The 23,326-nt window shown below is 70.1% G+C and carries 26 protein-coding genes; 15 read left to right on the forward strand and 11 right to left on the reverse strand.

Annotation, left to right across the window (positions count from 1 at the left end):
- Positions 1–62: 62 nt before the first annotated feature.
- The 3 genes from ACIPYT_RS01655 to ACIPYT_RS01665 are packed head-to-tail and all read right to left on the reverse strand — an operon-like array spanning position 63 to position 2,787.
- Entirely contained in the window at positions 63–755 is a 693-nt protein-coding gene (locus tag ACIPYT_RS01655; protein WP_401069900.1) for an SGNH/GDSL hydrolase family protein, read from the reverse strand.
- 7 nt (positions 756–762) lie between these two features.
- On the reverse strand, positions 763–2,136 hold the full coding sequence (locus ACIPYT_RS01660; protein ID WP_401069903.1) for a pyridoxal phosphate-dependent decarboxylase family protein: 1,374 nt from the start codon (positions 2,134–2,136) through the stop codon (positions 763–765).
- A 9-nt stretch (positions 2,137–2,145) separates the two neighbouring features.
- Positions 2,146–2,787, reverse strand: a complete 642-nt coding sequence (locus ACIPYT_RS01665) for a TetR/AcrR family transcriptional regulator (protein ID WP_401069906.1) — start codon at positions 2,785–2,787, stop codon at positions 2,146–2,148.
- Positions 2,788–2,867: 80 nt separating this feature from the next.
- On the opposite strand from ACIPYT_RS01665, the gene ACIPYT_RS01670 reads away from it, so the two are divergent.
- Complete coding sequence (locus ACIPYT_RS01670; protein WP_401069909.1) at positions 2,868–3,911, forward strand: agmatine/peptidylarginine deiminase; 1,044 nt, start codon at positions 2,868–2,870, stop codon at positions 3,909–3,911.
- Positions 3,908–5,614, forward strand: coding sequence for an amidase (locus ACIPYT_RS01675; RefSeq protein ID WP_401069912.1), 1,707 nt, complete (start codon positions 3,908–3,910; stop codon positions 5,612–5,614). Before ACIPYT_RS01670 ends, ACIPYT_RS01675 begins: the two co-directional genes overlap by 4 nt.
- Before the next feature lie 13 nt (positions 5,615–5,627).
- Here the strand turns inward: ACIPYT_RS01675 and ACIPYT_RS01680 are convergent, their stop codons facing one another.
- Positions 5,628–7,133, reverse strand: a complete 1,506-nt coding sequence (locus ACIPYT_RS01680) for a glutamate--cysteine ligase (RefSeq protein WP_401069914.1) — start codon at positions 7,131–7,133, stop codon at positions 5,628–5,630.
- Positions 7,134–7,207: 74 nt separating this feature from the next.
- Between ACIPYT_RS01680 and ACIPYT_RS01685 the strand changes: the two genes are divergently transcribed.
- From ACIPYT_RS01685 to ACIPYT_RS01710, 6 genes are read left to right on the forward strand one after another with little or no spacing between them, the layout of a single operon-like run.
- On the forward strand, positions 7,208–7,432 hold the full coding sequence (locus ACIPYT_RS01685; protein ID WP_401069917.1) for a hypothetical protein: 225 nt from the start codon (positions 7,208–7,210) through the stop codon (positions 7,430–7,432).
- Positions 7,433–7,449: 17 nt separating this feature from the next.
- Positions 7,450–7,656 carry a hypothetical protein gene (locus ACIPYT_RS01690; RefSeq protein ID WP_401069920.1) on the forward strand — a complete coding sequence of 69 codons (207 nt, stop codon included), beginning with the start codon at positions 7,450–7,452 and terminating at the stop codon, positions 7,654–7,656.
- A gap of 17 nt (positions 7,657–7,673) precedes the next feature.
- The gene (locus ACIPYT_RS01695) at positions 7,674–8,525 is read left to right on the forward strand and encodes a tryptophan 2,3-dioxygenase (protein ID WP_401069923.1); all 852 of its coding nucleotides are present in this window, start codon (positions 7,674–7,676) and stop codon (positions 8,523–8,525) included.
- Positions 8,525–9,574 carry a hydrolase gene (locus tag ACIPYT_RS01700; protein WP_401069925.1) on the forward strand — a complete coding sequence of 350 codons (1,050 nt, stop codon included), beginning with the start codon at positions 8,525–8,527 and terminating at the stop codon, positions 9,572–9,574. Before ACIPYT_RS01695 ends, ACIPYT_RS01700 begins: the two co-directional genes overlap by 1 nt.
- 1 nt (position 9,575) lies before the next feature.
- On the forward strand, positions 9,576–10,823 hold the full coding sequence (locus tag ACIPYT_RS01705) for a kynureninase (protein WP_401069926.1): 1,248 nt from the start codon (positions 9,576–9,578) through the stop codon (positions 10,821–10,823).
- The gene (locus tag ACIPYT_RS01710; protein WP_401069929.1) at positions 10,813–11,658 is read left to right on the forward strand and encodes a PaaX family transcriptional regulator C-terminal domain-containing protein; all 846 of its coding nucleotides are present in this window, start codon (positions 10,813–10,815) and stop codon (positions 11,656–11,658) included. The genes ACIPYT_RS01705 and ACIPYT_RS01710 overlap by 11 nt, the downstream gene beginning before the upstream one ends.
- 134 nt (positions 11,659–11,792) lie before the next feature.
- Here ACIPYT_RS01710 and ACIPYT_RS01715 read toward each other — a convergent pair whose 3' ends face one another.
- Complete coding sequence (locus ACIPYT_RS01715) at positions 11,793–12,278, reverse strand: FBP domain-containing protein (protein WP_401069932.1); 486 nt, start codon at positions 12,276–12,278, stop codon at positions 11,793–11,795.
- Between the two features lie 299 nt (positions 12,279–12,577).
- Here ACIPYT_RS01715 and ACIPYT_RS01720 point away from each other — a divergent pair, with 299 nt between their 5' ends.
- Positions 12,578–12,925 carry a hypothetical protein gene (locus ACIPYT_RS01720; RefSeq protein ID WP_401069934.1) on the forward strand — a complete coding sequence of 116 codons (348 nt, stop codon included), beginning with the start codon at positions 12,578–12,580 and terminating at the stop codon, positions 12,923–12,925.
- Positions 12,926–12,995: 70 nt separating this feature from the next.
- Here the strand turns inward: ACIPYT_RS01720 and ACIPYT_RS01725 are convergent, their stop codons facing one another.
- Complete coding sequence (locus tag ACIPYT_RS01725; protein WP_401069936.1) at positions 12,996–13,364, reverse strand: hypothetical protein; 369 nt, start codon at positions 13,362–13,364, stop codon at positions 12,996–12,998.
- A 250-nt stretch (positions 13,365–13,614) separates the two neighbouring features.
- On the opposite strand from ACIPYT_RS01725, the gene ACIPYT_RS01730 reads away from it, so the two are divergent.
- Positions 13,615–13,821, forward strand: coding sequence for a CsbD family protein (locus ACIPYT_RS01730; protein WP_401069939.1), 207 nt, complete (start codon positions 13,615–13,617; stop codon positions 13,819–13,821).
- A 49-nt stretch (positions 13,822–13,870) separates the two neighbouring features.
- Here ACIPYT_RS01730 and ACIPYT_RS01735 read toward each other — a convergent pair whose 3' ends face one another.
- Positions 13,871–14,035, reverse strand: coding sequence for a hypothetical protein (locus tag ACIPYT_RS01735; protein ID WP_401069942.1), 165 nt, complete (start codon positions 14,033–14,035; stop codon positions 13,871–13,873).
- A gap of 143 nt (positions 14,036–14,178) precedes the next feature.
- Between ACIPYT_RS01735 and ACIPYT_RS01740 the strand changes: the two genes are divergently transcribed.
- The 5 genes from ACIPYT_RS01740 to glpK all read left to right on the forward strand — a co-directional run bounded on the left by ACIPYT_RS01740 (position 14,179) and on the right by glpK (position 19,348).
- Entirely contained in the window at positions 14,179–14,445 is a 267-nt protein-coding gene (locus ACIPYT_RS01740) for a Rho termination factor N-terminal domain-containing protein (protein WP_401069945.1), read from the forward strand.
- Between the two features lie 140 nt (positions 14,446–14,585).
- On the forward strand, positions 14,586–15,983 hold the full coding sequence (locus tag ACIPYT_RS01745) for an MFS transporter (protein WP_401069948.1): 1,398 nt from the start codon (positions 14,586–14,588) through the stop codon (positions 15,981–15,983).
- Between the two features lie 152 nt (positions 15,984–16,135).
- The gene (locus ACIPYT_RS01750; RefSeq protein WP_401069951.1) at positions 16,136–16,831 is read left to right on the forward strand and encodes a DUF899 domain-containing protein; all 696 of its coding nucleotides are present in this window, start codon (positions 16,136–16,138) and stop codon (positions 16,829–16,831) included.
- A 44-nt stretch (positions 16,832–16,875) separates the two neighbouring features.
- Positions 16,876–17,733 (forward strand): endo alpha-1,4 polygalactosaminidase, encoded by an 858-nt coding sequence (locus ACIPYT_RS01755; protein ID WP_401069953.1) that lies wholly within the window; start codon positions 16,876–16,878, stop codon positions 17,731–17,733.
- Between the two features lie 115 nt (positions 17,734–17,848).
- Positions 17,849–19,348 carry a glycerol kinase GlpK gene (glpK, locus tag ACIPYT_RS01760; RefSeq protein WP_401069956.1) on the forward strand — a complete coding sequence of 500 codons (1,500 nt, stop codon included), beginning with the start codon at positions 17,849–17,851 and terminating at the stop codon, positions 19,346–19,348.
- 22 nt (positions 19,349–19,370) lie between these two features.
- Here the strand turns inward: glpK and ACIPYT_RS01765 are convergent, their stop codons facing one another.
- Genes ACIPYT_RS01765 through ACIPYT_RS01780 form a run of 4 tightly spaced genes read right to left on the reverse strand, consistent with a single transcriptional unit; the run spans position 19,371 to position 23,292 of the window.
- Positions 19,371–20,276: a MurR/RpiR family transcriptional regulator gene (locus tag ACIPYT_RS01765; protein WP_401069958.1), complete on the reverse strand. Its 906-nt coding sequence runs from the start codon at positions 20,274–20,276 to the stop codon at positions 19,371–19,373.
- 30 nt (positions 20,277–20,306) lie between these two features.
- Positions 20,307–21,350 carry a zinc-dependent dehydrogenase gene (locus ACIPYT_RS01770; protein WP_401069960.1) on the reverse strand — a complete coding sequence of 348 codons (1,044 nt, stop codon included), beginning with the start codon at positions 21,348–21,350 and terminating at the stop codon, positions 20,307–20,309.
- Complete coding sequence (locus tag ACIPYT_RS01775) at positions 21,347–22,459, reverse strand: galactitol-1-phosphate 5-dehydrogenase (protein WP_401069962.1); 1,113 nt, start codon at positions 22,457–22,459, stop codon at positions 21,347–21,349. The genes ACIPYT_RS01770 and ACIPYT_RS01775 overlap by 4 nt, the downstream gene beginning before the upstream one ends.
- Positions 22,456–23,292 carry an SDR family oxidoreductase gene (locus tag ACIPYT_RS01780; protein ID WP_401069964.1) on the reverse strand — a complete coding sequence of 279 codons (837 nt, stop codon included), beginning with the start codon at positions 23,290–23,292 and terminating at the stop codon, positions 22,456–22,458. The genes ACIPYT_RS01775 and ACIPYT_RS01780 overlap by 4 nt, the downstream gene beginning before the upstream one ends.
- Positions 23,293–23,326: the final 34 nt, after the last annotated feature.

Genomic DNA, 23,326 nt, shown 5'->3' on the forward strand with positions numbered 1-23,326 from the left:
ACGGCCGGGTCGTGCGCCGCCGACGCCGAACTTCCGGGCCGCATGCGGATCAGCTGTCGCCGTCAGAGCGGCGGGTCCAACTCTTTCAGCGCGGCATCCATCCGCTCTGCCATCTCCGCGTACCCCTCGTCGGACGGATGCACTCCATCTGCTGCCATCCAACTGTCCTCCGACTCGGCGTAATGCCCGTCGAGCCAGCGGCTCGCTCCCGGGATCCAGTCGGCGCCGATCGTGGCGGCCGCGTCCTCGACCCACCCGCTGATGATCTCGACGGAGTCGGGGCGGTCATCGGTGTACCAGAACGGCTCGACCACGACGAAGCGCGCATCGGGGAGTTCGTCGCGCAACCGGGTGAGGTCATCGACGATGGTCTCCCGGATGAGGTCGGCACGGAGGTCGTAGCTGAAGTTGTCGTTGAGCCCCATCGTGATGAAGACGATGTCGGGGTGCTCCGCGATGATCAGCGCGGGGAGGTCGTCTTCACCGAAGGAGGTCCGCTGATTCACGAACCCGAGCCCGTTCACGCTCGGATTGAACTCCCGCCATCCGCGTGCCGCACTGATGACCGTCGACCACCGGTTCGCCTCGTCGCTCGCCCCGGTCCCGAGCGTGTACGAGTCGCCGTAGAACGCCACCAGCGGCCCATCGCCCGGCGTGGGCGACGCGTCGGGGGCGGGGGAAGGACTGCACGCCGTCAGGCCCAGGGCGAGGGCGAGGGCGAGGGCGAACACGGACACGAGAGCGGATCTGCGCACCCCGCCCTCACCTCATCGTGTCGAGGATGCCGGTGAGCTCCTCGAACGTCGTGAGCGGGTTGAGGATCGCGAAGCGGGTGTTCGGCCGGCCGCGGTGCGAGCTCGGCACGACGAACGCGCGCTGCGAGTCGAGCAGCTCGTCGGACCAGCGGTCGTAGTCGGCGCGCTCCCATCCCTCGCGCTCGAACACGACGACCGAGAGCTGAGGGTCGCGCACGAGGCGGAGCTCGGGGCGGGCGGCGATCTCGGCGGCGATGCGCTGCGTGAGCGCCAGCGTCGCGCTGACCGCGTCGCGATAGGCCTCGACCCCGTACGTGGCGAGCGAGAACCACAGGGGCAGTCCGCGCGGTCGCCGCGTGAGCTGGATCGAGTAGTCAGAGGGGCTGTAGTCCCCGGCATCCGTCAGGGTGTCGAGGTACTCGGCGTGCTGGGTGTGGGCCCGGCGGCCCGCCTCGGGGTCGCGGTAGATCAGGGCGCAGCAGTCGAACGGCGCGAACAGCCACTTGTGCGGGTCGACGATGACGGAGTCGGCGCGCTCGACGCCCGCGAACACGGGTCGCGCCTCGGGGGCGAGCATCGCGGTCAACCCGTAGGCGCCGTCGATGTGCAGCCAGAAGTCGAACTCGTCCTTGAGCGCCGCGATGCCGCGGATGTCGTCGACGATGCCGAAGTTCGTCGATCCGCCGGTCGCCACGACGGCGCAGATCTCGTCGCCGTGCTCCTCGAGCGCCGCGCGCACCGCATCCGCCCGCAGCACGCCGTCGTCGCCCGCGGGCACGAGCAGCACGTCGGCGTCCATCACCTTCGCGGCGGATTTGTTCGACGAGTGCGCCTCGACGCTGCAGACGATCTTCCACCGTGCGGGCGGCTCGACGCCGCGCTCCGCCAGCCGCGCCTTCGCCGACTCGCGCGCGGCGACGAGGGCCGACAGGTTGCCGATCGTGCCACCCTGCACGAACACGCCCCCGGCGGTGTCGGGCAGTCCGAACTCCGCAGCGAGGAACGACAGCACCTCGTTCTCTGCGTGCACGGCGCCCGCGCCCTCGAGCCAGCTGCCGCCGTAGAGCCCGGACGCCGAGACGACGAGGTCGAACGCGATCGACGCGATCGTCGGCGCGGTCGGGATGAACGACAGGTAAGAGGGGTGGCTCGTGGTGAGGCACGCCGGCGCCAGGATGTGCTCGAACACGCTGAGTGCCCGCTGTGCGCCGAGGCCGGCGTCGGTGATGGTCGTGCCGACGAGGCGGTTCAGCTCGGCCGGGGTCTGCGGCTTGTCGAGCGGCACGTCGGCTGCCAGCATCCGTCGTCGCGAGTAGTCGAGCACGGCGTCGACGATCGCGGTCGACTCCGGCGATGCGGCATGCATGCGATCTGCGGCCATGGGTGTGTCCTAACTCTTCATCCCCGCCGCAGCGAGGGGGTGGTCGTCAGCGGGTGCGCCGAGCACGGCGGCGAGGGTGCGCCGGGCGAGGGCGGCGCGGTCACGCGGCTCCCATCCGACCAGGGAATGGGCGCTCATGCCGTCGACCATCGCGAGCAGCATCCACGCCGAGAACACAGGATCGACGCGGACACGTGGGTCTTCGGCGACCGCGCGGGCGATGAGATCTTCGAGCGCGCTCTGCCAGCTGTCCATCTCGGCGCGCACGCAGACGGCGAGCGTCTCGTTGCGGGCGCCCATCGCCCACGACTGCGCCCACACCATCGCGACGTCGTCGCGGGCGGAGTCGAGCAGGGTCTCGATGAGTCGCAGCAGATTGGTGCGGAGGTCGACGGCGGGGTCGTACGACGCGATGACCTCGTCGCGTTCGGCCGACACGATCGACGTGAACACCTCGGCGACGAACTCGTCCATGACCGGGCGGTAGTGCGCCACGAGCGCCGGAGTCACGCCGACCGTGGCGGCCACCGCGCGCACCGTGAGGGCTTCGAGGCCGCTCTCGGAGGCGAGCGCCGTCGCGCCGAGCACGATCGATCGCTCGCGCTCCTCCGGCGGGAGGCGGCGAGCGGCGGGTCTTGACGGTTCTGTCATCACGGGTTACCGTAGCACTCGTTGATCACATGTTCAATAGTGTCGGCGCGACGTCGCTCCGACAGCGAGGAGACGAGCACATGGCCTGGCACATGCCCGCCGAGACCGCGCCGCACGAGCGCACGTGGATGGCGTTCCCCGCCGAGGGGGTGACGCTCGGCGAGAGCACCTCGGAGCGCGAGGAGGGCTATGCCACCTGGACGGCGGTCGCCCATGCCGTCGCCGAGTTCGAACCCGTCACGATGCTCGTCGATCCCTCCGAGATCGCCCGTGCGCGGCGCATGCTGAGCGGCGCCGTCGAGATCGTCGAGGCGCCCGTCGACGAGTTCTGGATGCGCGACTCCGGCCCCACGTTCGTGGTCGACGACGACCGGCCGGGCGTGCTCGGCGCGGTCGACTGGATCTTCAACGGCTGGGGCGCCCCCGCCTGGGCGCAGTGGCGCAAGGCCGCCGAGCACGCCCGGATCATCGCCGGGGCGGTCGGTGCCGAACTCGCCAGCTCGACGCTCGTGAACGAGGGCGGCGGCATCCACGTCGACGGCGAGGGCACCGTGCTGCTCACCGAGACCGTGCAGCTCGACCCGCGACGCAACCCGTACGCCGACCGGCAGCGGGTCGAGGCCGAGATGGCGCGCACGCTGGGCGCCACGAAGGCCGTGTGGCTGCCGCGCGGCCTGACGCGCGACTACGACGAGTTCGGCACGAACGGGCACGTCGACATCGTCGCGACCCTCACCTCGCCCGGGCATCTGCTGCTGCACGAACAGCGCGACCCCGATCACCCCGACCACGCCGTCACCCGCGACCTGCGCGCGCATCTCGCGGAACAGACGGATGCCGCGGGTCGGCGCTTCGAGATCACCGACCTCCCGGCGCCCTCGACGCTGCGCGACAGCGAGGGATTCGTCGACTGGAGCTACGTCAACCACCTCGTCACGAACGACGGCGTGGTCGCATGCGGTTTCGGCGACGAGCACGCGGATGCCGCGGCCCGCGCCATCCTGTCGGACGTCTATCCGGGACGCCGGGTCGTCACGGTCGACGCCCGCCCGCTGTTCGACCGCGGCGGCGGCATCCACTGCATCACGCAGCAGCAGCCGCGCATCACGGCGGTGAGCTCGTGAACGTCCACGAAGCCTCCATCGCCGACCTCCGCCACGCGCTCGAGACCGGCACGGCGACCGCCGTCGACCTCGTCGACGCGTACCTCGCCCGCATCGCGGCCTTCGACGCCCCCGGCACCGCGACCGCGCTCAACGCCGTGGTCGTCGCGAATCCCGAGGCGCGCGCCGAGGCCGAGGCCTCCGACGCCCGGCGGGCACGCGGAGAGACGCGCGGGCCGCTCGACGGCATCCCGTATACCGCGAAGGACAGCTACCTCGTTCGGGGCCTCACCGCGGCATCCGGCAGCCCGGCGTTCGCCGAGCTCGTCGCCCAGCACGACGCCTTCACGATCGAGCGCCTCCGCGCCGGCGGGGCCATCTGCCTGGGCCTCACGAACATGCCGCCCATGGCGAACGGCGGCATGCAGCGCGGCGTCTACGGCCGCGCCGAGAGTCCGTACAACGGCGAGTTCCTCACGGCGCCGTTCGCCTCGGGGTCGTCGAACGGATCCGGCACCGCGACGGCGGCGAGCTTCGCGGCGTTCGGGCTCGGCGAGGAGACCTGGTCGAGCGGCCGCGGACCCGCGACGAACAACGCCCTGTGCGCCTACACCCCCTCGCGCGGTGTGATCTCGACGCGCGGCAACTGGCCCCTCGTCCCGACCATGGACGTCGTGGTGCCGCACGCCCGCTCGATGGCCGATCTGCTCGAGGTGCTCGACGTGATCGTGGCCGACGACGCCGAGACGCGCGGCGACTTCTGGCGCGCGCAGCCGTGGATCGAGATCCCGGCGCCGTCGAGCGTGCGACCGGGGTCGTATCCGGCGCTCGCGGATGCCGCGTCGCTCGAGGGCGCCCGCATCGGCATCCCCCGCATGTACATCAACGCGGATCCGGATGCCGGTACCGCCGCCGACCCCGGAATCGGCGGCCCGACGGGCCTGCACATCGAGACCCGCGCATCCGTCATCGCGCGCTGGGAGGCGGCCCGCCGCGACCTCGAGGCCGCCGGAGCCACGGTGGTCGAGGTCGACTTCCCCGTCGTGTCGAACTACGAGGGCGATCGCCCCGGCGCGCCGACGATCGCGACCAGAGGCCTCGTGTCGCCGGAGTACCTGCACCGCGAGATCGTCGACCTGTCGGCCTGGGGCTGGGAGGACTTCCTGCAGGCGAACGGCGACCCGCACCTGTCGACCCTCGTCGACGTCGACGGCTCCCGGATCTTCCCGCACCCGGAGGGGGCGCTTCCCGACCGCTACACGGGCTTCGACGACGACATCGCCGAGTACCCCGACTGGGTGCGCGCGAACCCCGGCGTCGGCATCGCGGACATGCCGGAGCTCCCCGACGGCCTGCGCGGACTCGAAGAGACCCGTCGTGTCGACCTGGAGGAGTGGATGGACAGCCTCGGCCTCGACGCGGTCGTCTTCCCCGCGGTCGCCGACGTCGGCCCGGCCGACATGGACGTGAACGAGTCCTCCGCCGACCTCGGCTGGCGCAACGGCACCTGGATCGCGAACGGCAACCTCACGGTGCGCCACCTCGGCATCCCGACCGTGACGGTGCCGATGGGCCTGATGGCCGACATCGGGATGCCGATCGGCCTGACGTTCGCGGGTCGCGCCTACGACGACACGAGGCTGCTGCGCCTCGCGGCCGCGTTCGAGGCGAGCGGAGCACCCGGCGAGCGACGCACTCCCCCGCCGCGGACGCCGGCCCTGTAGACGTCGGGAGGAGTCAGTGGGTCCAGGTGTGCACGGGCTCGCCGGCCTGCATCCGCTCGAGGTAACCCGCGAGCATCCCGTGCAGCGCCTCGGTCCGCGATGCGCCGGAGCGCTCGCGCGCCGCGACATCCTCGCGTTGCCAGACGGCACCGTTCTGGCCCGTGACACACCGCTGCGCGATGATGCCGAGATACCGATCGCGTACCTCGGGGTCGACGCCGAAGGCCTCCAGTCCCTCGGCCGCCGCCGGCAGCAGCCGTCGCAGCACGAGCTCTCGCGCGCTGATCCAGCCTGCGTCGGGCCAGTACAGACGCGAATCGATACCCTCGCGCGCTGCGGCCCGCAGGTTCTCGGCCGCGGCGTCGAAGGTCATCTGTGTCCAGATCGGTCGGTCGGCCTCTGCCATGCTGCGCACGAGGCCGTAGTAGAACGCGGCGTCCGCCATCACGTCGACGACGCTCGGTCCGCCCGGCAGCACCCGGTTCTCGAGCCGCAGGTGGGCGGTGCCGTCACCGGCGTCGTAGATCGGACGGTTCCAGCGATAGACCGTGCCGTTGTGCATGCGCAGCTCGGAGAGTTCGGGGGCGCGCCCCTCGTCGAGCGCCGCGAAGGGGTCTTCGTCGGAGCACACCGGCAGCAGCGCCGAGAAGTACTGCGAGTTCTCCTCGAAGAGGTCGAAGATCGACGTGATCCAGCGCTCACCGAACCACACGCGGGGCCGCACACCCTGATTCTTGAGCTCCTGCGGACGGATGTCGGTGGCCTGCTCGAACATCGGGATGCGGGTCTCGTGCCACAGCGCAGTGCCCGCGAAGAACGGCGAGTTCGCGGCGAGCGCCACCTGCGGGCCGGCGATCGCCTGCGCCGCGTTCCAGTACGAGGCGAATGAGTCGGGTGCGACCTGGAGATGCAGCTGCACCGAGGTGCAAGCGGCCTCGGGCAGGATCGTGTCGCACACCATCGAGAGCCGCTCCGCGGGGCGGCCGTCGCTGAGCGGCACCCCGTCGATCTGCAGCTCGATGTCCTCACCCCGCGCCGCGAGGATCTGCTGGCCCAGCACGCTGTAGCGAGCATCGGCCGAGAACCACCGCTCCGTGAAGTGCGTCTCGTCGAGCGTCGGGAGCATCCCGATCATCGCCAGACCGCTGCCGGTCGAGCGCGCCCGCTGGTCGGCTACGTCGAGCGCCCCGCGCAGCACGTCTTCGAGCTCGCGGAGGTGGCCGCCGCCGATCGGTCGCGGCGCCACGTTCACCTCCACGTTGAAGCGCGCGAGCTCGGTCTGGAACGCCGGCGACGCGATCGCGTCGAGCACGGCCGCATTGCTGCGGGCCGGTGCCCCCTGCTCGTCGACGAGATTCAGTTCGATCTCCATGCCGAGCTGCGAGTCCGGTGCATCGACGGGGGCGAACCGCCCATCCGCCAGCATGGCCGCGAGCGCATCGAGGCAGCGCTCGGTCTTCGCACGGAACTGCGTACGGTCCTGACGCGTGAACGTCCGCGCCTCGATGCTGTCACCCATGTGTTCGACGGTAGCCATCCGGGCGGGTGCTCGTCGAGGATGGACGCCCCCTTGACAGGGGCTACTGTGAGCGCATGGACAACGGCGCGTTCTTCTTCTCGATCTTCGGGCTTCCGTGGGCGCTGATCGTGCTCGTCCTGCTGCTCCTGGCGACATCCACCATCGTCTGGATCGCGGTGGCCGTGGTCCTGGGGATTCTCGAGACACGGAGAGCGGCACGCGAGCGGCCCCTCGCGAACTCACCCTCAGGGGAGGATGCGCTCGCCGTCTTCCGCGGTGCCGGAACCGGGACGAGATGATCGCCCCGCAAGAAACCATGTCGGGTGAGCTGATGGAGAGCCTCGTCTTCCTCGTGCTCTACGGCCCCCTCCTCCTTCTTTTCGGGACGCTGACGCTCGTGCTCCTGCACCTGTCGATCCGTCAGATCGTCACCGCCCTGCTCGCCGCACACCGGCGCAGGAGGGGACGAGCCTTCGTGCGCAAGTACAACGAGGCATATCATCTCTGTGACGCTCGCCACTAAAGTGATACATTCGGGATATGAGCCCCGAGAACGAGCGCGCGCTGGAGTCCGGCATCGTCACCGACCTGAGCGGCAGGATGACGTACGGGTCGTACCTGTCGCTCGACCAGCTGCTCACGGCACAGCATCCGGTGAGCGTGCCCGAGCACCACGACGAGCTGCTGTTCATCATCCAGCACCAGACCACCGAGCTGTGGCTCAAGCAGCTGCTGCACGAGCTGTCGTCGGCGCGTGAACTGCTCGCCCGTGACGACCTGCGCGAGGCGCTCAAGCGCATCGCCCGCATCAAGCGCATCCAAGACGTCATCACGCAGCAGTGGGCGATCCTCGCGACCCTGACGCCCACCGAGTACGCGCAGTTCCGTGGCGCGCTCGGCAATTCCTCCGGTTTCCAGTCGGTGCAGTACCGCGCCGTGGAGTTCGCGCTCGGCAACAAGAACGAGAAGATGCTCGGCGTCTTCGCCGACCACCCCGCCAACCGGGCCCTGCTCGAAGCCGAGTGGGAGAAGCCGACGCTGTACGACGAGTTCCTGCGTTTCGCGGCTCGACGCGGGCTGCCCGTGCCTGCCGAGATCCTCGATCGCGATGTGCGGCTCCCCTACCGCGAGACGCCGGCGCTCGTACCCGCGATCCGCGAGATCTATCAGGACCCGAGCACGTACTGGGATCTCTACGAGGCCTGCGAGGACCTCGTCGACCTGGAGGACAACTTCCAGTTCTGGCGGTTCCGCCACCTCAAGACCGTGGCCCGCACGATCGGCATGAAGATCGGCACGGGCGGATCGAGCGGCGTCGGCTTCCTGCAGCGCGCCCTCGACCTCACCTTCTTCCCCGAGCTGTACACGGTGCGCACCGAGATCGGCGGCTGATGCGCACAGCGACGTTCTTCGACGGGGAGGGATGGCGCGAGGGCGTCGTCTCGCTCGACGACGACGGGCGGATGCTCGTGCGCGACGAGCCCGCATCCTCCGGCATCCCCCGCCTCGACGGCGTGATCGTCGGCGGGTACACCGACCACCACGTGCACCTGCAGCTCGTCGAGCACGAGCTGCTCGCGGACTCGCGGCTGGGACGGGTCGTGGATCTCGGCGGGAACCCCTCGGTCGTGGCGACGCTGGCCCGCGGGGTCGAAAAGGCATCCGCCGGCCGGCGCGGGGTCGAAAAGACATCGGAAACCCGCGAATCGGATGCGTTTTCGACCCCGCGCCCGCTCCGCGCCACCCGGATCGAGTACGCCGGGGCGTTCCTCACGCCGGTCGGCGGCTACCCGTCCGACCGCGACTGGGCGCCGATCGGCTCGTTCCGCGAGATCGCGAACGACGCCTCCAGCACGGCACTCGCCGCGGCAGCCGTCGCCGAGATGGCGGATGCCGGGGCGTCATGCATCAAGGTCGCGAGCAACCGTGCCGTGGGGCCGGTGTTCGACGACATCGTGTTCCGGGCGATCGTCGAGGCGGCGCGCGCGCACGGCCTGCCCGTCGTCGCGCACGCCGAAGGTCGTGGCGAGGCGCAGCGCGTCGCGCGGCTGGGAGCCGCGACCCTCGCGCACGCGCCCTTCACCGAGCGCCTCGACGACGAGGAGATCGCCGAGCAGGCGGCATCCGTGTCGTGGATCTCGACGCTCGCGATCCACGGTGGCGCCGATCTGCACGTCGCCGTCGACAACGTCCGCCGCTTCCACGCCGCGGGCGGGCGGATGCTGTACGGCACCGACCTGGGCAACGGGCCGATGCCCGTCGACCTGAATCCGCTCGAGGTCGCCGCCCTCGGCGACGCGGGGCTCGACACCGACGCCCTGCGGAGCGCCCTCGCGCCCTGCGACCCTCGCGACCCGGCATCCGTCCTGCTGCTCCTGCCGCATCCCGACGCCGACCCCACTCACGCCCGCCGCCTCATCGCGGCCGACCTGGAGGCCTGACATGACCCACAGCTCCCGCCCCGCGGCCGACACCCTGCTCGAGCTCGCCGCCGCCCTCGACGCCTCCGACCCGCTCGGCGCGCATCTCGACGCCTTCGCCCCGGCGCCGGGCGTCACGGCGTACCTCGACGGCAACTCGCTCGGGCGCCCGCTGCGCGACATCCCCGAGCGGCTGGCCGCGTTCGCCCGCGACGATTGGGGGACCCGGCTCATCCGCTCGTGGGACGAGCAGTGGATGGCGCTGCCGATGGAGCTCGGCGACCGCATCGGCGCGCTCACCCTCGGCGCAGCGCCCGGGCAGACCGTCGTGGCCGACTCGACGAGCGTGCTCATCTACAAGCTCATGCGCGCCGCTCTGGCCCACGACTCCTCGCGCACGGAACTCGTGATCGAAACCGGCAACTTCCCCACCGACAGGTTCCTCGCAGAAGGCGTCGCCGCCGAGACGGGTGCGACGATCCGCTGGATCGAACCCGACCCGGTGCACGGTGTGCAGGTCTCCGACGTCGAGGCGGTGCTCTCGGATCGCACGGCGCTCGTGTCGCTGAGCCATGTCGACTATCGCTCCGGCGCGCTCGCCGACATGCCGGCGATCACGACGGCGGCCCACGGAGCCGGCGCCCTCATGATGTGGGACCTCTGCCACTCCGCCGGTGTCGTGCCGATGCAGCTCGACGAGTGGGGCGTCGACCTCGCGGTCGGGTGCACCTACAAGTACCTCAACGGCGGGCCGGGCTCCCCCGCCTTCGCGTACCTGCGCCACTCGCTGCAGGGTGTGCTGCGGCAGCCGATCCAGGGCTGGTGGAGCGCCGCCGACATCTTCGCCATGGGGCCGGAGTACGTGCCGGCCGGCGACATCCGGCAGTTGCTCAGCGGCACGCCGCCGGTCACCTCGATGCTCGCGATGCAGGGGATGCTCGACCTCATCGAACAGGCCTCGATCGACGCCGTGCGGGCCAAGTCCGAGTCGCTCACCGACCTCGCGGTGCGCGCGCACGACGAGTTGCTCGCGCCGCTCGGTGTACGCCTGCTGAGCCCGCGAGACGCCGCGCTGCGCGGCGGTCACGTCACGATCGGCCACCCGGACTTCCGCGCCGTCACGCAGCGCCTGTGGGCCGACGGCATCATCCCCGATTTCCGCTTCCCCGACGGCATCCGCCTCGGTCTCTCGCCGCTCAGCACCTCGTTCGTCGAGACCGTGACGGGTGTGATCGCGGTGCGCGACGCCCTGGAGTCGCATGAACGCTGACGCCGGGGTCGCGGGCGCGGCAGCAGGGGGTGCGGTGCTCGACGACATCGATGCCCGTCCCGGCAGCACCGCGTCACTGCTGCGCACCGTGATCGGACTGTACCTGCGCCCGCTCGGCGGATGGATCTCGACCGCGCACCTCGTCACGCTGGCGGCGGAGCTCGGCATCCCGTCGGCACCCGCGCGCACCGGCATCGCACGCCTCAAGCAGAAGGGGCTGCTGCTCGCCGAGCGCCGCGACGCCGCGGGCTACCGACTGAACCCGGCCGCGGTCCCGATGCTCGAACGCGGTGATCGGCGCATCTTCGCGATGCGGGAGATGACGGATGCCGACGACTGGTGCCTCGTGTCGTTCTCGATACCCGAGAGCGCACGCAGCGTGCGGCACCAGCTCCGGCGCCGGCTGCACTGGATCGGCGCGGGGGCGGTGTCGGCGGCGCTGTGGATCTGTCCCGGTCATCTGCAGGACGAGGTGCGCGAGGTCGTCGACGACCTGGGTGCTCAGGGGTGGGTGACGCTGTTCCGGGGCGCGCAGCCGGTCGTCGACGTGTCGCTCGCCGAGGCCGCGGCGTCGTGGTGGGATCTCGGTGCGCTCCGCGACGAGCACCTCGCGTTCCAGCGCTCGCTCGCCGCACTGCCGTCCGAGCCCTTCGCCGCGTATGTGCAGCTCCTCGACGCCTGGCGCGTGCTGCCGTACATCGACCCCGGACTCCCCCCGGCGATGCTCCCGCGCGACTGGCCCGGCCGTCGCAGCGTCGACGAGTTCACGCGGCTCTCCGCCGACCTCGCCGACGCGGCGTCGGCCCGTATGCGCGCGGTCGTCTCCCGCGCCTGACCGCCCCCTCCGCGGCGGCGCCCCACGCGACCCATCCGCAGGACCGAAGCACGGATGCAGGACGAAACCGCCGAAACGGCCCTGCATCCGCGCCCGGCTCCTGCAGATGACACGGCCCGGCCCGCGCGCCGGACCTAGCCGGCGACGGCCGAGACGAACCCGGCGACGTGCTCCTGCAGCGCCAGGATGCGCATGTCGCGCGCGAGCTCGCGATCGTAGCCCTGGTACGCGAGCGGAGGCAGGATGCGCACGTTCTTCGAGCATCCGAATTCCGCGCAGGTCAGGGTGCCGATCGTGTCGCCCTTGCGACCGGCGGGACCTGCCTTGCGCGCGACGAACAGCTGCACGTCGTTGCGCAGCGTCACGTCGTCGCACCACGAGCACTGGGCCCGGGCGATCACGCGCTGTTCTGCCCGCTGCAGGACCACGCCGGTCGCGACGTCATCGATCCACACCACGACGTAGGCGCGGCGGGGCATCTTCGGGTCGGTCCAGCCGAGATAGTCGAGCTTCTCGAAGTCGATCTCGTCGAAGCCGGGCGGGAGGTGCAGGTCGGAGACCTCCTTGCGGGAGGCGTTGATGAAGGAGGCGCGGAGAACGCGCTCGTCGAGGGGACGCATGGATGTGTGCTTTCGAAAGGGCCGCGGTCACGCGGCGGGGTGTCAGAAGAAGAGGCCCGACAGGATGCCGGGTACGACGTGGCACCGGGGGCGGGATGTTCCGCCTCCGGCCGTTCGTCAGCCTCTGTCCGCGGCGCTGATCGCGCCTGCGGCTCCGTTCCGCACCCGCTGCGGGGCGCTCATCGATGACAGCACCCGGCGAGTCTACGCCCGTTTGTGTCGTCGCGTGTCGGCACGGATTCCGCAGCGACCGACGATCGACCTACTCTTTCCGAACACCCGCTACCGAAGGAGACCCCGTGTCCACGCCGCAGAACCACCTCTCACCCTCGACGGTGCGTGAGCGTTCGGCGTGCATGTGCGACCACGGCGACGTCTGCTCCTCCTACGCACCAGGGCACGCGCTTCACCTGATCCAGGCGCGGATGGCGTCGGCGACGCCGTCCGACTGGAACGACGCCCTCGTCGAGCACGCGGATGCCGCGGCCGGGCGCCTCGTCGTCCGTACGCTCGACGGCGCAGCGCACGACCTCTGGAGCGCCGCGGGAGCAGCCCTCGAGGCGCCGGTCGGTACGCCTGTCGCGCTGCACGGACGCTACGGCGTGCTCGCCGTCGGGCGCACGAAGTTCAACGTCGCCCGGGTCTGAGCACGTTTCGTCTCGCTCCGCTCGCTCAACGACCGAGGTCGCCCGGGTCTGAGGGACCTCCCGCCCCGGATCAGGCCGGCATGAGCATCGCGCGCACGGCCATGCAGGCGTCCATGCACGCCTGACACGCCTGCGCGCACATCCGACAGACGTCGCTGTGTGCGGCGTGCTCCATGCACTCGTCCATGCACGTCTGGCACATGGCGATGCACGCGTCGAGCATCGCCATCATCGACGCGGGCGTCATGCCCTGCATCCGCATCATCGCGCGCATCATGGTGCCTGCCATGTCCGCGCAGTTCATGCACGCGGGCGCGCAGTCCATCATCTGCGTCGAGCACACCGTGCACGCCTGTTCGCACGCCGAGCACGCGTCCATGCAAGCCTGCAGAACCGACATGTCCATCGCGGCCATGTCCATCATCGAGGCATCCGGCATCGAGGACATGTTCGTCCGCCAGGCATCCATCATCATCGAGTCCATCGCGCACCGCTTCCGTCGTCGGCCTGGGCCGGAGGTGAGAGCGGGCAGGTCCACCCGCCTGAGGCCAGGGTAGCCCCGGATGCCGCGGGCGTCGACGGCGGATTCCGCTGTCACGACAGCCGCCGGTTGTCAATCCCGTGGCCGGTTGCGCGCGCGGGTGCGAGGGTGGCAGTCCCGTTGATCGGACGACGAAAGGACACCCATCATGAGTGCTGGCGACGACATCAAGAACACCGCCGAGAAGCTGACCGGAAAGGTCAAGGAGGGCATCGGCAAGGTCACCGACAACGAGCGTCTCGAGGCGGAGGGCAAGGCCGATCAGGTCAAGGCCTCGGCCAAGCAGGCCGGCTCGAACGTGAAGGATGCCGCCAAGAACGTGGGCGACGGCCTGAAGGACGGCTTCCGCGAGTAGACGAGAAAAGGGGGCCCGCCATGGCGGGCCCCCTTTTCAGCTGTTCGGGTCAGCGCGTGCGGTTCCCCGAGATCGATCGGATCAACCAGGCGATCACGGCGATCGCGAGCAGCACGAGTCCAACCCACAGCAGGAACTGCAGCGACTGGACGAGTCCACCGGTGATGGCCAGGATGACGGCGATAACGATGATGATGATCAGAAGGATGTTCATCGGTCTTTCCCTTCTCTCGGGGCGCGGTGGCGCCCGTCTCTGCGTTTCAACCTAGTCCCGGGCACACAGTCGGCCAGAGGGGCTTGACGCGGGGCATCCGCACGTGAGTAGTGCGGAGCATCCGCTCGCGAGGAAGGGATGACATGCCGGGACGCAGGAACAGTCCGTTGAACGATCCGGAGCTGTACGAGAAGCTCCGTGACGACGGGGCGTCGAAGGAGAAGGCCGCGCGGATCTCGAACGCGGCCGCCCGCGACGGTCGCAGCGCCGTCGGACGCCGTGGTGGCGAGAGCGGCGACTACGAGGACTGGACCGTCCCGGAGCTGCGGAAGAGGGCGAGGGAGATCGGTCTCACCGGATACAGCGGCCTGCGCAAGGCGGACCTCATCTCGGCGCTGCGGAATCACTAGCCGCGCCGACGAGCCGGGTCGGCGTCGATGGTGCGCCCGAGGGCGTCGAAAGATCTGAAACGCCTCCCCGCGGCATCCTTCCGATGCGTTTCTGATCTCTCCCGGGCCCCGAGCCTTCTCCGCGGCAGTAGTGTCGGCCTGTGGCAACCTCTCGCTTCGCTCCGCTCCAACGACTGGTGATCTCGGTCGCGGTCCTCGCCTCGTTCGTGACGTTCCTCGACGGGACGGTCGTCACGGTCGCGCTGCCCGCGATCAGCCGTGAGCTCGGCGGAGGGATCTCGACCCAGCAGTGGGTCGTCGACGCGTACCTCATCACCCTGAGCGCCCTGATCCTGCTCGCCGGCTCGCTCTCCGACGCCTACGGCCGCGTGCTGGTGATGCGCGTCGGTCTGATCGCCTTCGGCGTGGCCTCCGTCGCGGTCGCCGCGGCCCCCGACCCGCTCGTGCTGATCATCGCCCGCGCCGCCCAGGGCGCGGCCGGCGCCCTCCTCGTCCCCAGCTCGCTCGCCCTCATCACGGCCACGATGCGCTCCGACGTGCAGTCCCGGGCGATCGGGGTGTGGACGGCGTTCACGACGGGGGCGCAGCTGGTCGGACCGCTGCTCGGCGGACTATTCGTCGACTTCCTGTCGTGGCGCCTGGTGTTCCTCATCAACGTGCTCCCGATCGGCGTGACCCTGCTGCTGCTCGCGCGTCTGAAGCTCAACGAGAAGCCGAGCGGCGTCCGCGTCGACTGGACCAGCGGCATCCTGTGCGCGGTCGGACTCGGCGCCGTCGTGTTCGCGCTGATCGAGCAGCCCAACCTCGGATGGTCGTCGCCCGCGATCTGGCTGCCCGGCATCGTCGGCGCCGCGCTGTTCGCATGGTTCCTGGTGCGGCAGCAACGATCGGCGTCGCCGCTCATGCCGATGTCGCTGTTCCGCGTGCGCGACTTCGCGTGGGGCAACCTCGCGACCCTGTTCGTCTACGCCGCGCTGTCGCTCAACGGCTTCGTCGTCGGGGTGTACCTGCAGCAGGGCGCCGGGCTCACCGCGACCGCCGCGGGGCTCGCGAGCCTGCCGATGACCATCCTGATGATCCTCGTGAGCTCGCGAGCCGGGTCGTGGGCCGGTCGATACGGGCCGCGCATCTTCATGACCGTCGGCCCTCTCGTGATGGCCGCAGGCGCTGTCATGCTGCTGCTCGTGTCCGAGGATTTCGACTACTGGTGGCAGGTGCTCCCGGCCATGATCGTGATGGGACTCGGCCTGTCGCTGACGGTCGCACCGCTCACCTCGGCCATCCTCGGCGCGATCGACGAGTCGCGCTCGGGCATCGCCTCGGCCGTGAACAACGCGGTCTCGCGCGTCGCCGGACTGCTCGTGGTCGCGATGCTGTCGACCATCATCGGCGGCACCCTGAACCTCGCCGGCTTCCACAGCGCGGCGTGGGTGACGGCGGCGCTGCTCGTGCTCGGCGGCGTCGTCTCGTGGATCGGCATCCGCCGCAATCCCGCCGAGGAGCAGCCGATCGAGGCGGTGGCGGCACCGGAGGCGTGAACGCACGGGATGCCTGACCGCACGGGATGCCGGACCGCACGGGATGCCGGACCGCACAGGGCGTTGACGGTGTCGGTGGCCGGGCGCAGACTGAGGGGCACGTCGCCGCGCACACGTGGTGACGCGCACATCGACCGCATCCGGAGGCCATCATGAGCACGACCGAGACAGCCCGCCCGCCCGTCGTCGACGCCGCCGCGTGGCGTCGTGAGCTCGACGCCCTCCGCGTGCGCGAGAAGGCGGCCACGCGCGAACTGGATGCGATCGCGGCCCAGCGCCGGAGGCTGCCCATGGTCGAGCTGCCGGAGTACACGCTGGTCGGAGCCGAGGGGCCGGTGCGTCTCGCCGACGTGTTCGACGGGCACTCCCAGCTCATCGTCTACAACCACATGTGGTCGGACGGCAACGAATGGCAGTGCCCCGGATGCACGGGCTTCACCTCGCAGTTCACCCGCCTCGACACGATCGAGCGGTACTACGACGCCCGCTTCGTGATCGTGACGAACGGTCCGATCGACGAGGCCCTCGCCTACCGCGACAAGGTGGGCAACACCATGGCGTGGTACTCGAGCGCCGACAGCTCCTTCGGCGCCGACATGGACGCGGGCCCCGACGAGGGCTTCGGGGTGAACGTCTTCCTCCGCGACGGCGACACGGTCTACCGCACCTGGCACACGAACGGTCGAGGCACCGAGCGCCTCAGCTACCTGCAGGGGCTCGTCGATCTGCTCCCCTACGGCCGCCAGGAGGAGTGGGAGGACTCGCCGGAGGGCTGGCCGCAGCATCCGACGTATGCGCAGGGCATGGGGTCGAAGGAGATCGCCGAACTGTACGGCCCGGCGCACTGAGCGGGGCGGAGCGGGAACCTCGTCGCCGGCGATAGGTTTCCATCATGACTTCCCGTGCTCGCCGACGACGATTCGGCACGCTCGCTCTCGCGGCGCTGATCTGCTCGACGTCCGTGCTGTCCGGCTGCTCGACCGACGGCGGTCCCGACGAGCACAGCACCGGGTCCGCAGCGGCCGACGCGCCGGCGTTCCCCGCGTCAGCGACCCCCGACTACCAGCTCGGCGGCGCGTACGACCCCGCCGACGGGGTCGGGATCGTGGGCCGCGACCGTGCCGACGATCCGGCCGACGGGCTGTACTCGATCTGCTACGTCAACGGGTTCCAGACGCAGCCCGGCGAGCTCGACTCCTGGCCTGAGGATCTCCTGCTGCAGGGCGACGACGGACCAGTGTTCGACCCGGACTGGCCCGACGAGGCGCTGCTCGACACGTCGACCTCCGAGAAGCGCGAAGCCATCGCGGCGATCGTCGGCCCGTGGATCGAGGGCTGCGCGGCGAGCGGCTTCCAGGCGGTGGAGTTCGACAACCTCGACACCTACTCGCGCTCCGACGGCGCGCTGACGCTCGACGACAACCTCGCGATGGCGACCCTGCTGGTGGGCGTCGCGCATGACAGCGGCCTCGCCGCCGGGCAGAAGAACGCCGCGGAGGACGCCGCCGACCTCCGCGGCAGCGCGGGGTTCGACTTCGCGGTGGTCGAGGAATGCGCGGCCTACCGCGAATGCGAGGCGTACACCCGGGTGTACGGCGACCACGTGATCGACATCGAGTACACCGACGAACTGCCGCGGTCGTTCGCCGAGATGTGCGCCGATCCCGAGACTCCTCGATCGGTCGTGCTGCGCGACCGCGACCTGCGCCCGGCGGGCGTCGAGGGGCACGTGTTCGAGACCTGTCCGTGATTCGAAGGAGCACTCGATCGTAATTTTTTCTTGATTGCAGTTGTCAAGCGAAGAAAATTCGGCGATGATGGACGCGGGCTCACCCGCCCCCTCACGACGAAGTGGAACGACTCCGATGACGAAGACGCATGTGATGGCCCTGGATGCCGGCACCGGCAGTGTGCGCGCGATCCTGTTCGCCCATGACGGGTCGATCACGCACATCGCCCAGGAGGAGTTCCCCCAGCACTACCCGCAGCCCGGGTGGGTCGAGCACGACGCCGACGTGATCTGGGAGGCACAGCTGCGGGTCGCGCATCGCGTGCTGTCCGAGTCCGGCGTACGAGCGGATGAGATCGCCTCGATCGGCATCGCGAACCAGCGCGAGACCTGCGTCGTGTGGGACAGGTACACCGGTGCGCCCGTGCATCGGGCCCTCGTCTGGCAGGACGGCCGCACGGCGGAGTTCTGCGACCGCCTCCGCGAGGACGGTCACGCCGACCTGATCCGCTCGGCGACGGGCCTCCCCATCGACACCTACTTCTCCGCGACGAAGCTCCGGTGGATCCTCGAGACCGTGCCGGGGGTGCGCGAGCGCGCGGAGGCGGGCGACCTCCTCTGCGGCACGATCGACTCGTGGTTGATCTGGAAGCTCACCGACGGCGCAGCCCACGTCACCGACGTCTCGAACGCCTCGCGGACCCTGTGCTTCAACATCCACACCCTTGACTGGGACGACGAGATCCTCGAGCTCCTCGACATCCCGCGAACGATACTTCCCGAGGTGCGCCCCTCGAGCGCGGTATACGGCTCGACCGGATCAGCCGCAGGCTTCGCGGCGGCGATCCCCGTCGCTGCCGCGGTCGGTGACCAGCAGAGTGCGCTCTTCGGCCAGGCCTGCTTCACCCCGGGTGCGGTCAAGGCCACCTACGGTACGGGCGGCTCGGTCATGATGAACACCGGGACGACCCCGGTGATGTCGGATGCCGGACTCCTGACCACGGTGGCCTGGGGCCTCGGCGACCAGGTCGAGTACGCACTCGAGGGGGTGTTCTTCGCCGTCGGCGCCACCGTGATGTGGTTGCGCGACGAGCTGCGGATCATCGACTCCGCCTCCGATACGGCCGCCCTGGCGGCATCCGTCCCCGACACCGGAGGGGTCTACATCGTGCCCGCGTTCCACGGTCTGGGCTCTCCGTACTGGGACCAGTACGCCCGGGCGGCCGTTCTCGGGATCACACCCGGCACGGGCCGCGCGCACCTCGTGCGGGCCGCGCTCGAGTCGATGAGCTACACCTACCGTGACGCGATCGAGGTCATGGTCGCCGAATCCGGAGCGCCGCTGCCCGAGCTCCGCGTCGACGGCGGCGCAGTGTCGAACGACTTCCACCTGCAGTTCCAGGCCGACCAGCTCGGCGTCCCCGTGCATCGCGCGCGTGTGACCGAGTCGACCGCGCGGGGGGCCGCCTTCCTCGCCGGACTCGCCGTCGGGTTCTGGAACTCGAAGGACGAGTTGCGCGACTCGATCGCGATCGAGGCCTCGTTCACGCCGGCGGCCGACCCCGCCGAACGCGACCGCCTGTACGCGGGGTGGCGCAAGGCCGTCGAGCGGGCCCGCGACTGGGTGGACCATTGAGCCGCCGACGCGCGCGACCGGGTCAGTGGGTACTACCGGTCCCGCGCGTCGGCTTGATCGCCGCGAGATAACTCGCCTGCAGGTAGTCCGCGGTCTCCTCGTAGTAGCGAGCCGCGTAGGTCGCGTAGAGCGCGTCGATCGCCAGGAGCTGACCCCACTTGCCCGTCACGGACTCGCCGTAGACGTCGGAGCTCGCGACCGTCCCCGCAGTGAGCACCACACTGTCGACGACGGCGGCGAGTGCCGAGTCGATGTTCGACGTGACGCCGAGCACGAACGCACCGTGGAACTTCGCGATCTGCGCGGACGAGACGATCGGGGTGGAATCCCCCGAGTCGCTGATCGCGATCAGCACATCGCCCTCCCCGGCCGTCGCGCTCCCCATCGACTGGATGCTCTGGTCGCGGAAGAAGAGGCAACGCTTGCCTGCGCGCACGAAGCGCATGATCGCGTTCTCCGCCGAGGTCGCGGAAGACCCCATCGCCGCGAAGTAGATGCACGACGCGGCATGGATCCGCTCGGCGGCGTCGTCGAGCACCGCCGGGTCGAGGCGCTCCGCGGTGCGGTGCAGCGCCTCGACGCTTCCATGCAGCACTTTCTCGAGGATCTGCTCGCGGCTGTCGCCCCGCAGCACCCCCTCGTACACCCACGTCGCCCGCTGATCCGCGGCCGCCGGACGCGAGTAGATCGCCTGCGCGATGCCCAGACGGAGCTGGTTGTAGCCGTCGAGGTCGAGTTCGCGCAGGAATCGCGAGACCGTCGAGTCGGCCACGCCGGCGCGGCTCGCGAGCTCGGTGATCGAGAGCGACTGCGCGTCTTCGGGGTTCGCGAGGATGACGTCCGCGACACCGCGCAGAGCCGGGCTCAGCGAGCTCGCCCGGCGGGAGATCTGATGGAGCAGATTCCCGCCCTCGTCCTGGTCAGCCACGTCTGGAGTCTATGACATCGGCCGAGCACGTCATCGGAAGGTCAGGACCGACTTCATGCCCGCTCCCGAGCGGGAGTGATCCATCGCGGCCTCGATGTCGGCGAGGTCGAACCGGGCGGAGACGATCGGCGTCAGGTCGATGGCGCCGTCGGCGACGATGCCGATGACGTCGCCGTAATCGTCCACGCTCGACCCCGTGGTGCCGGTGAGCACCTGCTCCCGGTAGTGCAGAGCGTTGACGTCGATCGCCGGGCGCGCCTGGTCGCCGAGGCCCGAGAACACGTTGATGCGTCCCCGCCGACCTGCGAGCTCCGTGGACGCGGCGATCACCTCAGGTTTCGAGACGCACGTGATCACCACATCGACCCCGGCTCCGTCCGTGAGTGCCATGACCTCGGCATGCAGATCCTTCTGCCCGACGTTGATGACATGGTCGGCGCCGAGGCGCGCCGCGATGTCGAGCCGGGGCTGGCGCGTGTTGGCCACGACGACCTGGCGGGCTCCGGCGCGCTTCGCGAGCACCGTGTGGAAGCATCCGATCGGACCGGCACCGATGATGAGCACGGAGTCCTCCGGTGAGACCGAGACCGCGCGCTGCCCGTGCAGGCAGCACGACAGGGGTTCCATGAGTGCGGCGGTCTCGTCGGAGACCGTGTCGGGCACGCGGAACACGTTGCCGCGCTCGATCGCCGACGCCGGGATCCGCAGATACTCCTGGAAGCCACCGTCCCAGGTGATGCCGAACGCGTCGTACGTCGGGCACAGCTGGTTGAGACCGCGCGTGCACATCGCGCAGATCCCGCATCCGACGTTGGGCGCCACGCTGACCCTGTCGCCCACCGCGAACCGCGAGACGTCGCGACCGGCGTCCACGACGCGTCCGGTGAGCTCGTGGCCGAGCACGCGACGGGTCCCGTCGGGGATGCGGAAGTGCCCGTGCGTGAGGATCCGCAGGTCGGTGCCGCAGATGCTGGCCGCTGCGACCTCGACGAGCAGGTCGCCGTCGCCGATCTCGGGAATCGCGACGTCCTCGACCTCGATGCGTCCCGGCTCGACGAAGACCGCGGCCCTCATGCGTGCACCGCGCGCGCGGAGAGCGACCGGGCGAGCGCTGCCTCGCGTTCGGCCCGAGCATCGTCGGAGATCGCGAAGAGCGTCTTGTTCGACCATTCGCCGCGGTCGGCCAGCCGTGCGAAAACCGCCGGGGCATCGTCCAGGCGTTCGACGTGGCTGACAAGGTCTTCCACCCGCAGGGTGCCCTGCGCGAGACAGGCCGTCACCATCTCCCAGTCGTTGGTCGTCCGCGGCGTGATGACCGCGTTCCATGTTCCGCGGAGTACGAGCTCACGGCGCAGGATGCGGGACACGAGCTCCTTCGGGAGGTCGACGTCGTCGCGCAGATCGCCGAGGAGGATGACCTGGCCGCGATGCGCGGCGGCGCGGAGCGCCTGGAGGAACGTCACCGCCAACCCGCTCGCCTCGACGGCGATGTCGACGCCGCGTCCGTCCGTCGCTGCGACCGCGAGGTCGTCCGAGGACCCGGCTGTGGCGTCGAGGACCTCGAAGCCGAGGTGCTCGGCGATCTCGCGCTTGCGCGGGTCCACATCCGACACCAGCACCCGTACGACGCCGAGGATCCGCAGCCACTGGGCGGCGAGGAGCCCGATCGGACCCGCGCCGATCACGAGCGCCGACGCATTGGGCGGCACATGCGCCTTGCGCACGGCGTGCAGCGCGACGCCGGCCGGCTCCACCATTGCTCCCGCGAGCAGCGAGGTTCCCGCCGGAAGCGGCACGAGGTTGCGTTCGGGCACGTACAGGTACTCCTCCAACCCGCCGTCCCGACGGGACCCGAAGTAGTCGTAGCGTTCGGCGAGTGTGAACTCGCCGATCTCGGTCATGGGGTCGTCGGCGTCCGGGATGCACGGGAAGATCGCGACACGATCCCCGGGGCACAGCAGACCGCTCGGCGACGGCTCGACGACCGTGCCCGACATCTCGTGCCCGAGCACCAGCGGGAACCCGTATCCCTTTCCGACCGCATAGCGGAGGACGTCGGAGCCGCACACGCCGACCGCGCCGATGCGCACGAGCACCGCGTCCGTGCCGACGGGCTCGGGGTCGGGGACGTCGACGACCGCCATGTCGCGGACGCCGCGCAGCACCGCCGCGCGCACGGTCACACCTCCATGCCGTACCGGAGCACCTTGTGCGTCGGGTACAGCGAGAAGGTCGGAATGGTCACGTCGGGGGTGCGCGTCGCGATGTACAGGGCGGCGTCGGCGACGTTGGAGACGTCGATGCAGGTGGCGGAGAGTCCTTCGGCGATCTCCTTCTCGTCGAGCCACCCGTCGGTGTAGGCCGGCAGGTCGCCGTCGTAGAGACCCTTGTCGATGATCTCGGTCATCGGCGTGCGCACGTGGGAGGGGTTCAGCACGGTGACGCCGATGTTCTTGTGCATCCCCTCGATGAGGATGTTCTTCGAGAAGCCGAGCATCCCGTGCTTCGACGCGCGGTAGGGGCTGTGGCCAGGTCCGGAGGCGACCTTGGTCGACGACGAACCCATGTTGATGATGCGGCCGCCGGTTTCCTGCGTCTCCATGACGCGGAACGCCTCGCGGCAGCAGAGGAAGACGCCTGTGAGGTTCGGCCCGATCGTCTTGTTCCACTCCTCGAGCGTCACCTCGGTGACCGGCGGCGCGAGAGAATCACGGCCGGCGCTGTTGATGACCAGGTCGATGCGGCCCCACGCGGCGACCGTACGGGCGAAGAAGTCCTGCACGGCGCCCTCGGAGGCGACGTCGGCGACGATCGCCAGCACCTCGCCTCCGCGCGCCGTGATATCGGCGGCGACCTGGTCGAGCCGCGCGGCGTCGATGTCGATGAGGGCGACACGACTGCCGTTGGCGGCGTAGATGCGAGCGACGGCCTCGCCGATCCCCGATGCCGCACCGGTGATGAGCGCGACCTTTCCGGTGAGGGCCGTGCCGTGTTCGGGGAGATAGTCGGGCACCATGATGGCGTTCCTTTCGTGTGCCTGTGGAGTGTTG

The organism is Microbacterium sp. NPDC089695, assembly GCF_044749085.1.
Lineage (GTDB): Bacteria > Actinomycetota > Actinomycetes > Actinomycetales > Microbacteriaceae > Microbacterium.

Coding starts and splice junctions, on each gene's coding strand:
- ACIPYT_RS01660 (WP_401069903.1), bottom strand. CDS start 2,136: ATGGCCGCAGATCGCATGCATGCCGCATCGCCGGAGTCGACCGCGATC.
- ACIPYT_RS01665 (WP_401069906.1), bottom strand. CDS start 2,787: ATGACAGAACCGTCAAGACCCGCCGCTCGCCGCCTCCCGCCGGAGGAG.
- ACIPYT_RS01670 (WP_401069909.1), top strand. CDS start 2,868: ATGGCCTGGCACATGCCCGCCGAGACCGCGCCGCACGAGCGCACGTGG.
- ACIPYT_RS01680 (WP_401069914.1), bottom strand. CDS start 7,133: ATGGGTGACAGCATCGAGGCGCGGACGTTCACGCGTCAGGACCGTACG.
- ACIPYT_RS01685 (WP_401069917.1), top strand. CDS start 7,208: ATGGACAACGGCGCGTTCTTCTTCTCGATCTTCGGGCTTCCGTGGGCG.
- ACIPYT_RS01690 (WP_401069920.1), top strand. CDS start 7,450: ATGTCGGGTGAGCTGATGGAGAGCCTCGTCTTCCTCGTGCTCTACGGC.
- ACIPYT_RS01695 (WP_401069923.1), top strand. CDS start 7,674: ATGAGCCCCGAGAACGAGCGCGCGCTGGAGTCCGGCATCGTCACCGAC.
- ACIPYT_RS01700 (WP_401069925.1), top strand. CDS start 8,525: ATGCGCACAGCGACGTTCTTCGACGGGGAGGGATGGCGCGAGGGCGTC.
- ACIPYT_RS01705 (WP_401069926.1), top strand. CDS start 9,576: ATGACCCACAGCTCCCGCCCCGCGGCCGACACCCTGCTCGAGCTCGCC.
- ACIPYT_RS01710 (WP_401069929.1), top strand. CDS start 10,813: ATGAACGCTGACGCCGGGGTCGCGGGCGCGGCAGCAGGGGGTGCGGTG.
- ACIPYT_RS01715 (WP_401069932.1), bottom strand. CDS start 12,278: ATGCGTCCCCTCGACGAGCGCGTTCTCCGCGCCTCCTTCATCAACGCC.
- ACIPYT_RS01725 (WP_401069936.1), bottom strand. CDS start 13,364: ATGCCGGATGCCTCGATGATGGACATGGCCGCGATGGACATGTCGGTT.
- ACIPYT_RS01730 (WP_401069939.1), top strand. CDS start 13,615: ATGAGTGCTGGCGACGACATCAAGAACACCGCCGAGAAGCTGACCGGA.
- ACIPYT_RS01735 (WP_401069942.1), bottom strand. CDS start 14,035: ATGAACATCCTTCTGATCATCATCATCGTTATCGCCGTCATCCTGGCC.
- ACIPYT_RS01740 (WP_401069945.1), top strand. CDS start 14,179: ATGCCGGGACGCAGGAACAGTCCGTTGAACGATCCGGAGCTGTACGAG.
- ACIPYT_RS01750 (WP_401069951.1), top strand. CDS start 16,136: ATGAGCACGACCGAGACAGCCCGCCCGCCCGTCGTCGACGCCGCCGCG.
- ACIPYT_RS01755 (WP_401069953.1), top strand. CDS start 16,876: ATGACTTCCCGTGCTCGCCGACGACGATTCGGCACGCTCGCTCTCGCG.
- glpK (WP_401069956.1), top strand. CDS start 17,849: ATGACGAAGACGCATGTGATGGCCCTGGATGCCGGCACCGGCAGTGTG.
- ACIPYT_RS01770 (WP_401069960.1), bottom strand. CDS start 21,350: ATGAGGGCCGCGGTCTTCGTCGAGCCGGGACGCATCGAGGTCGAGGAC.
- ACIPYT_RS01780 (WP_401069964.1), bottom strand. CDS start 23,292: ATGGTGCCCGACTATCTCCCCGAACACGGCACGGCCCTCACCGGAAAG.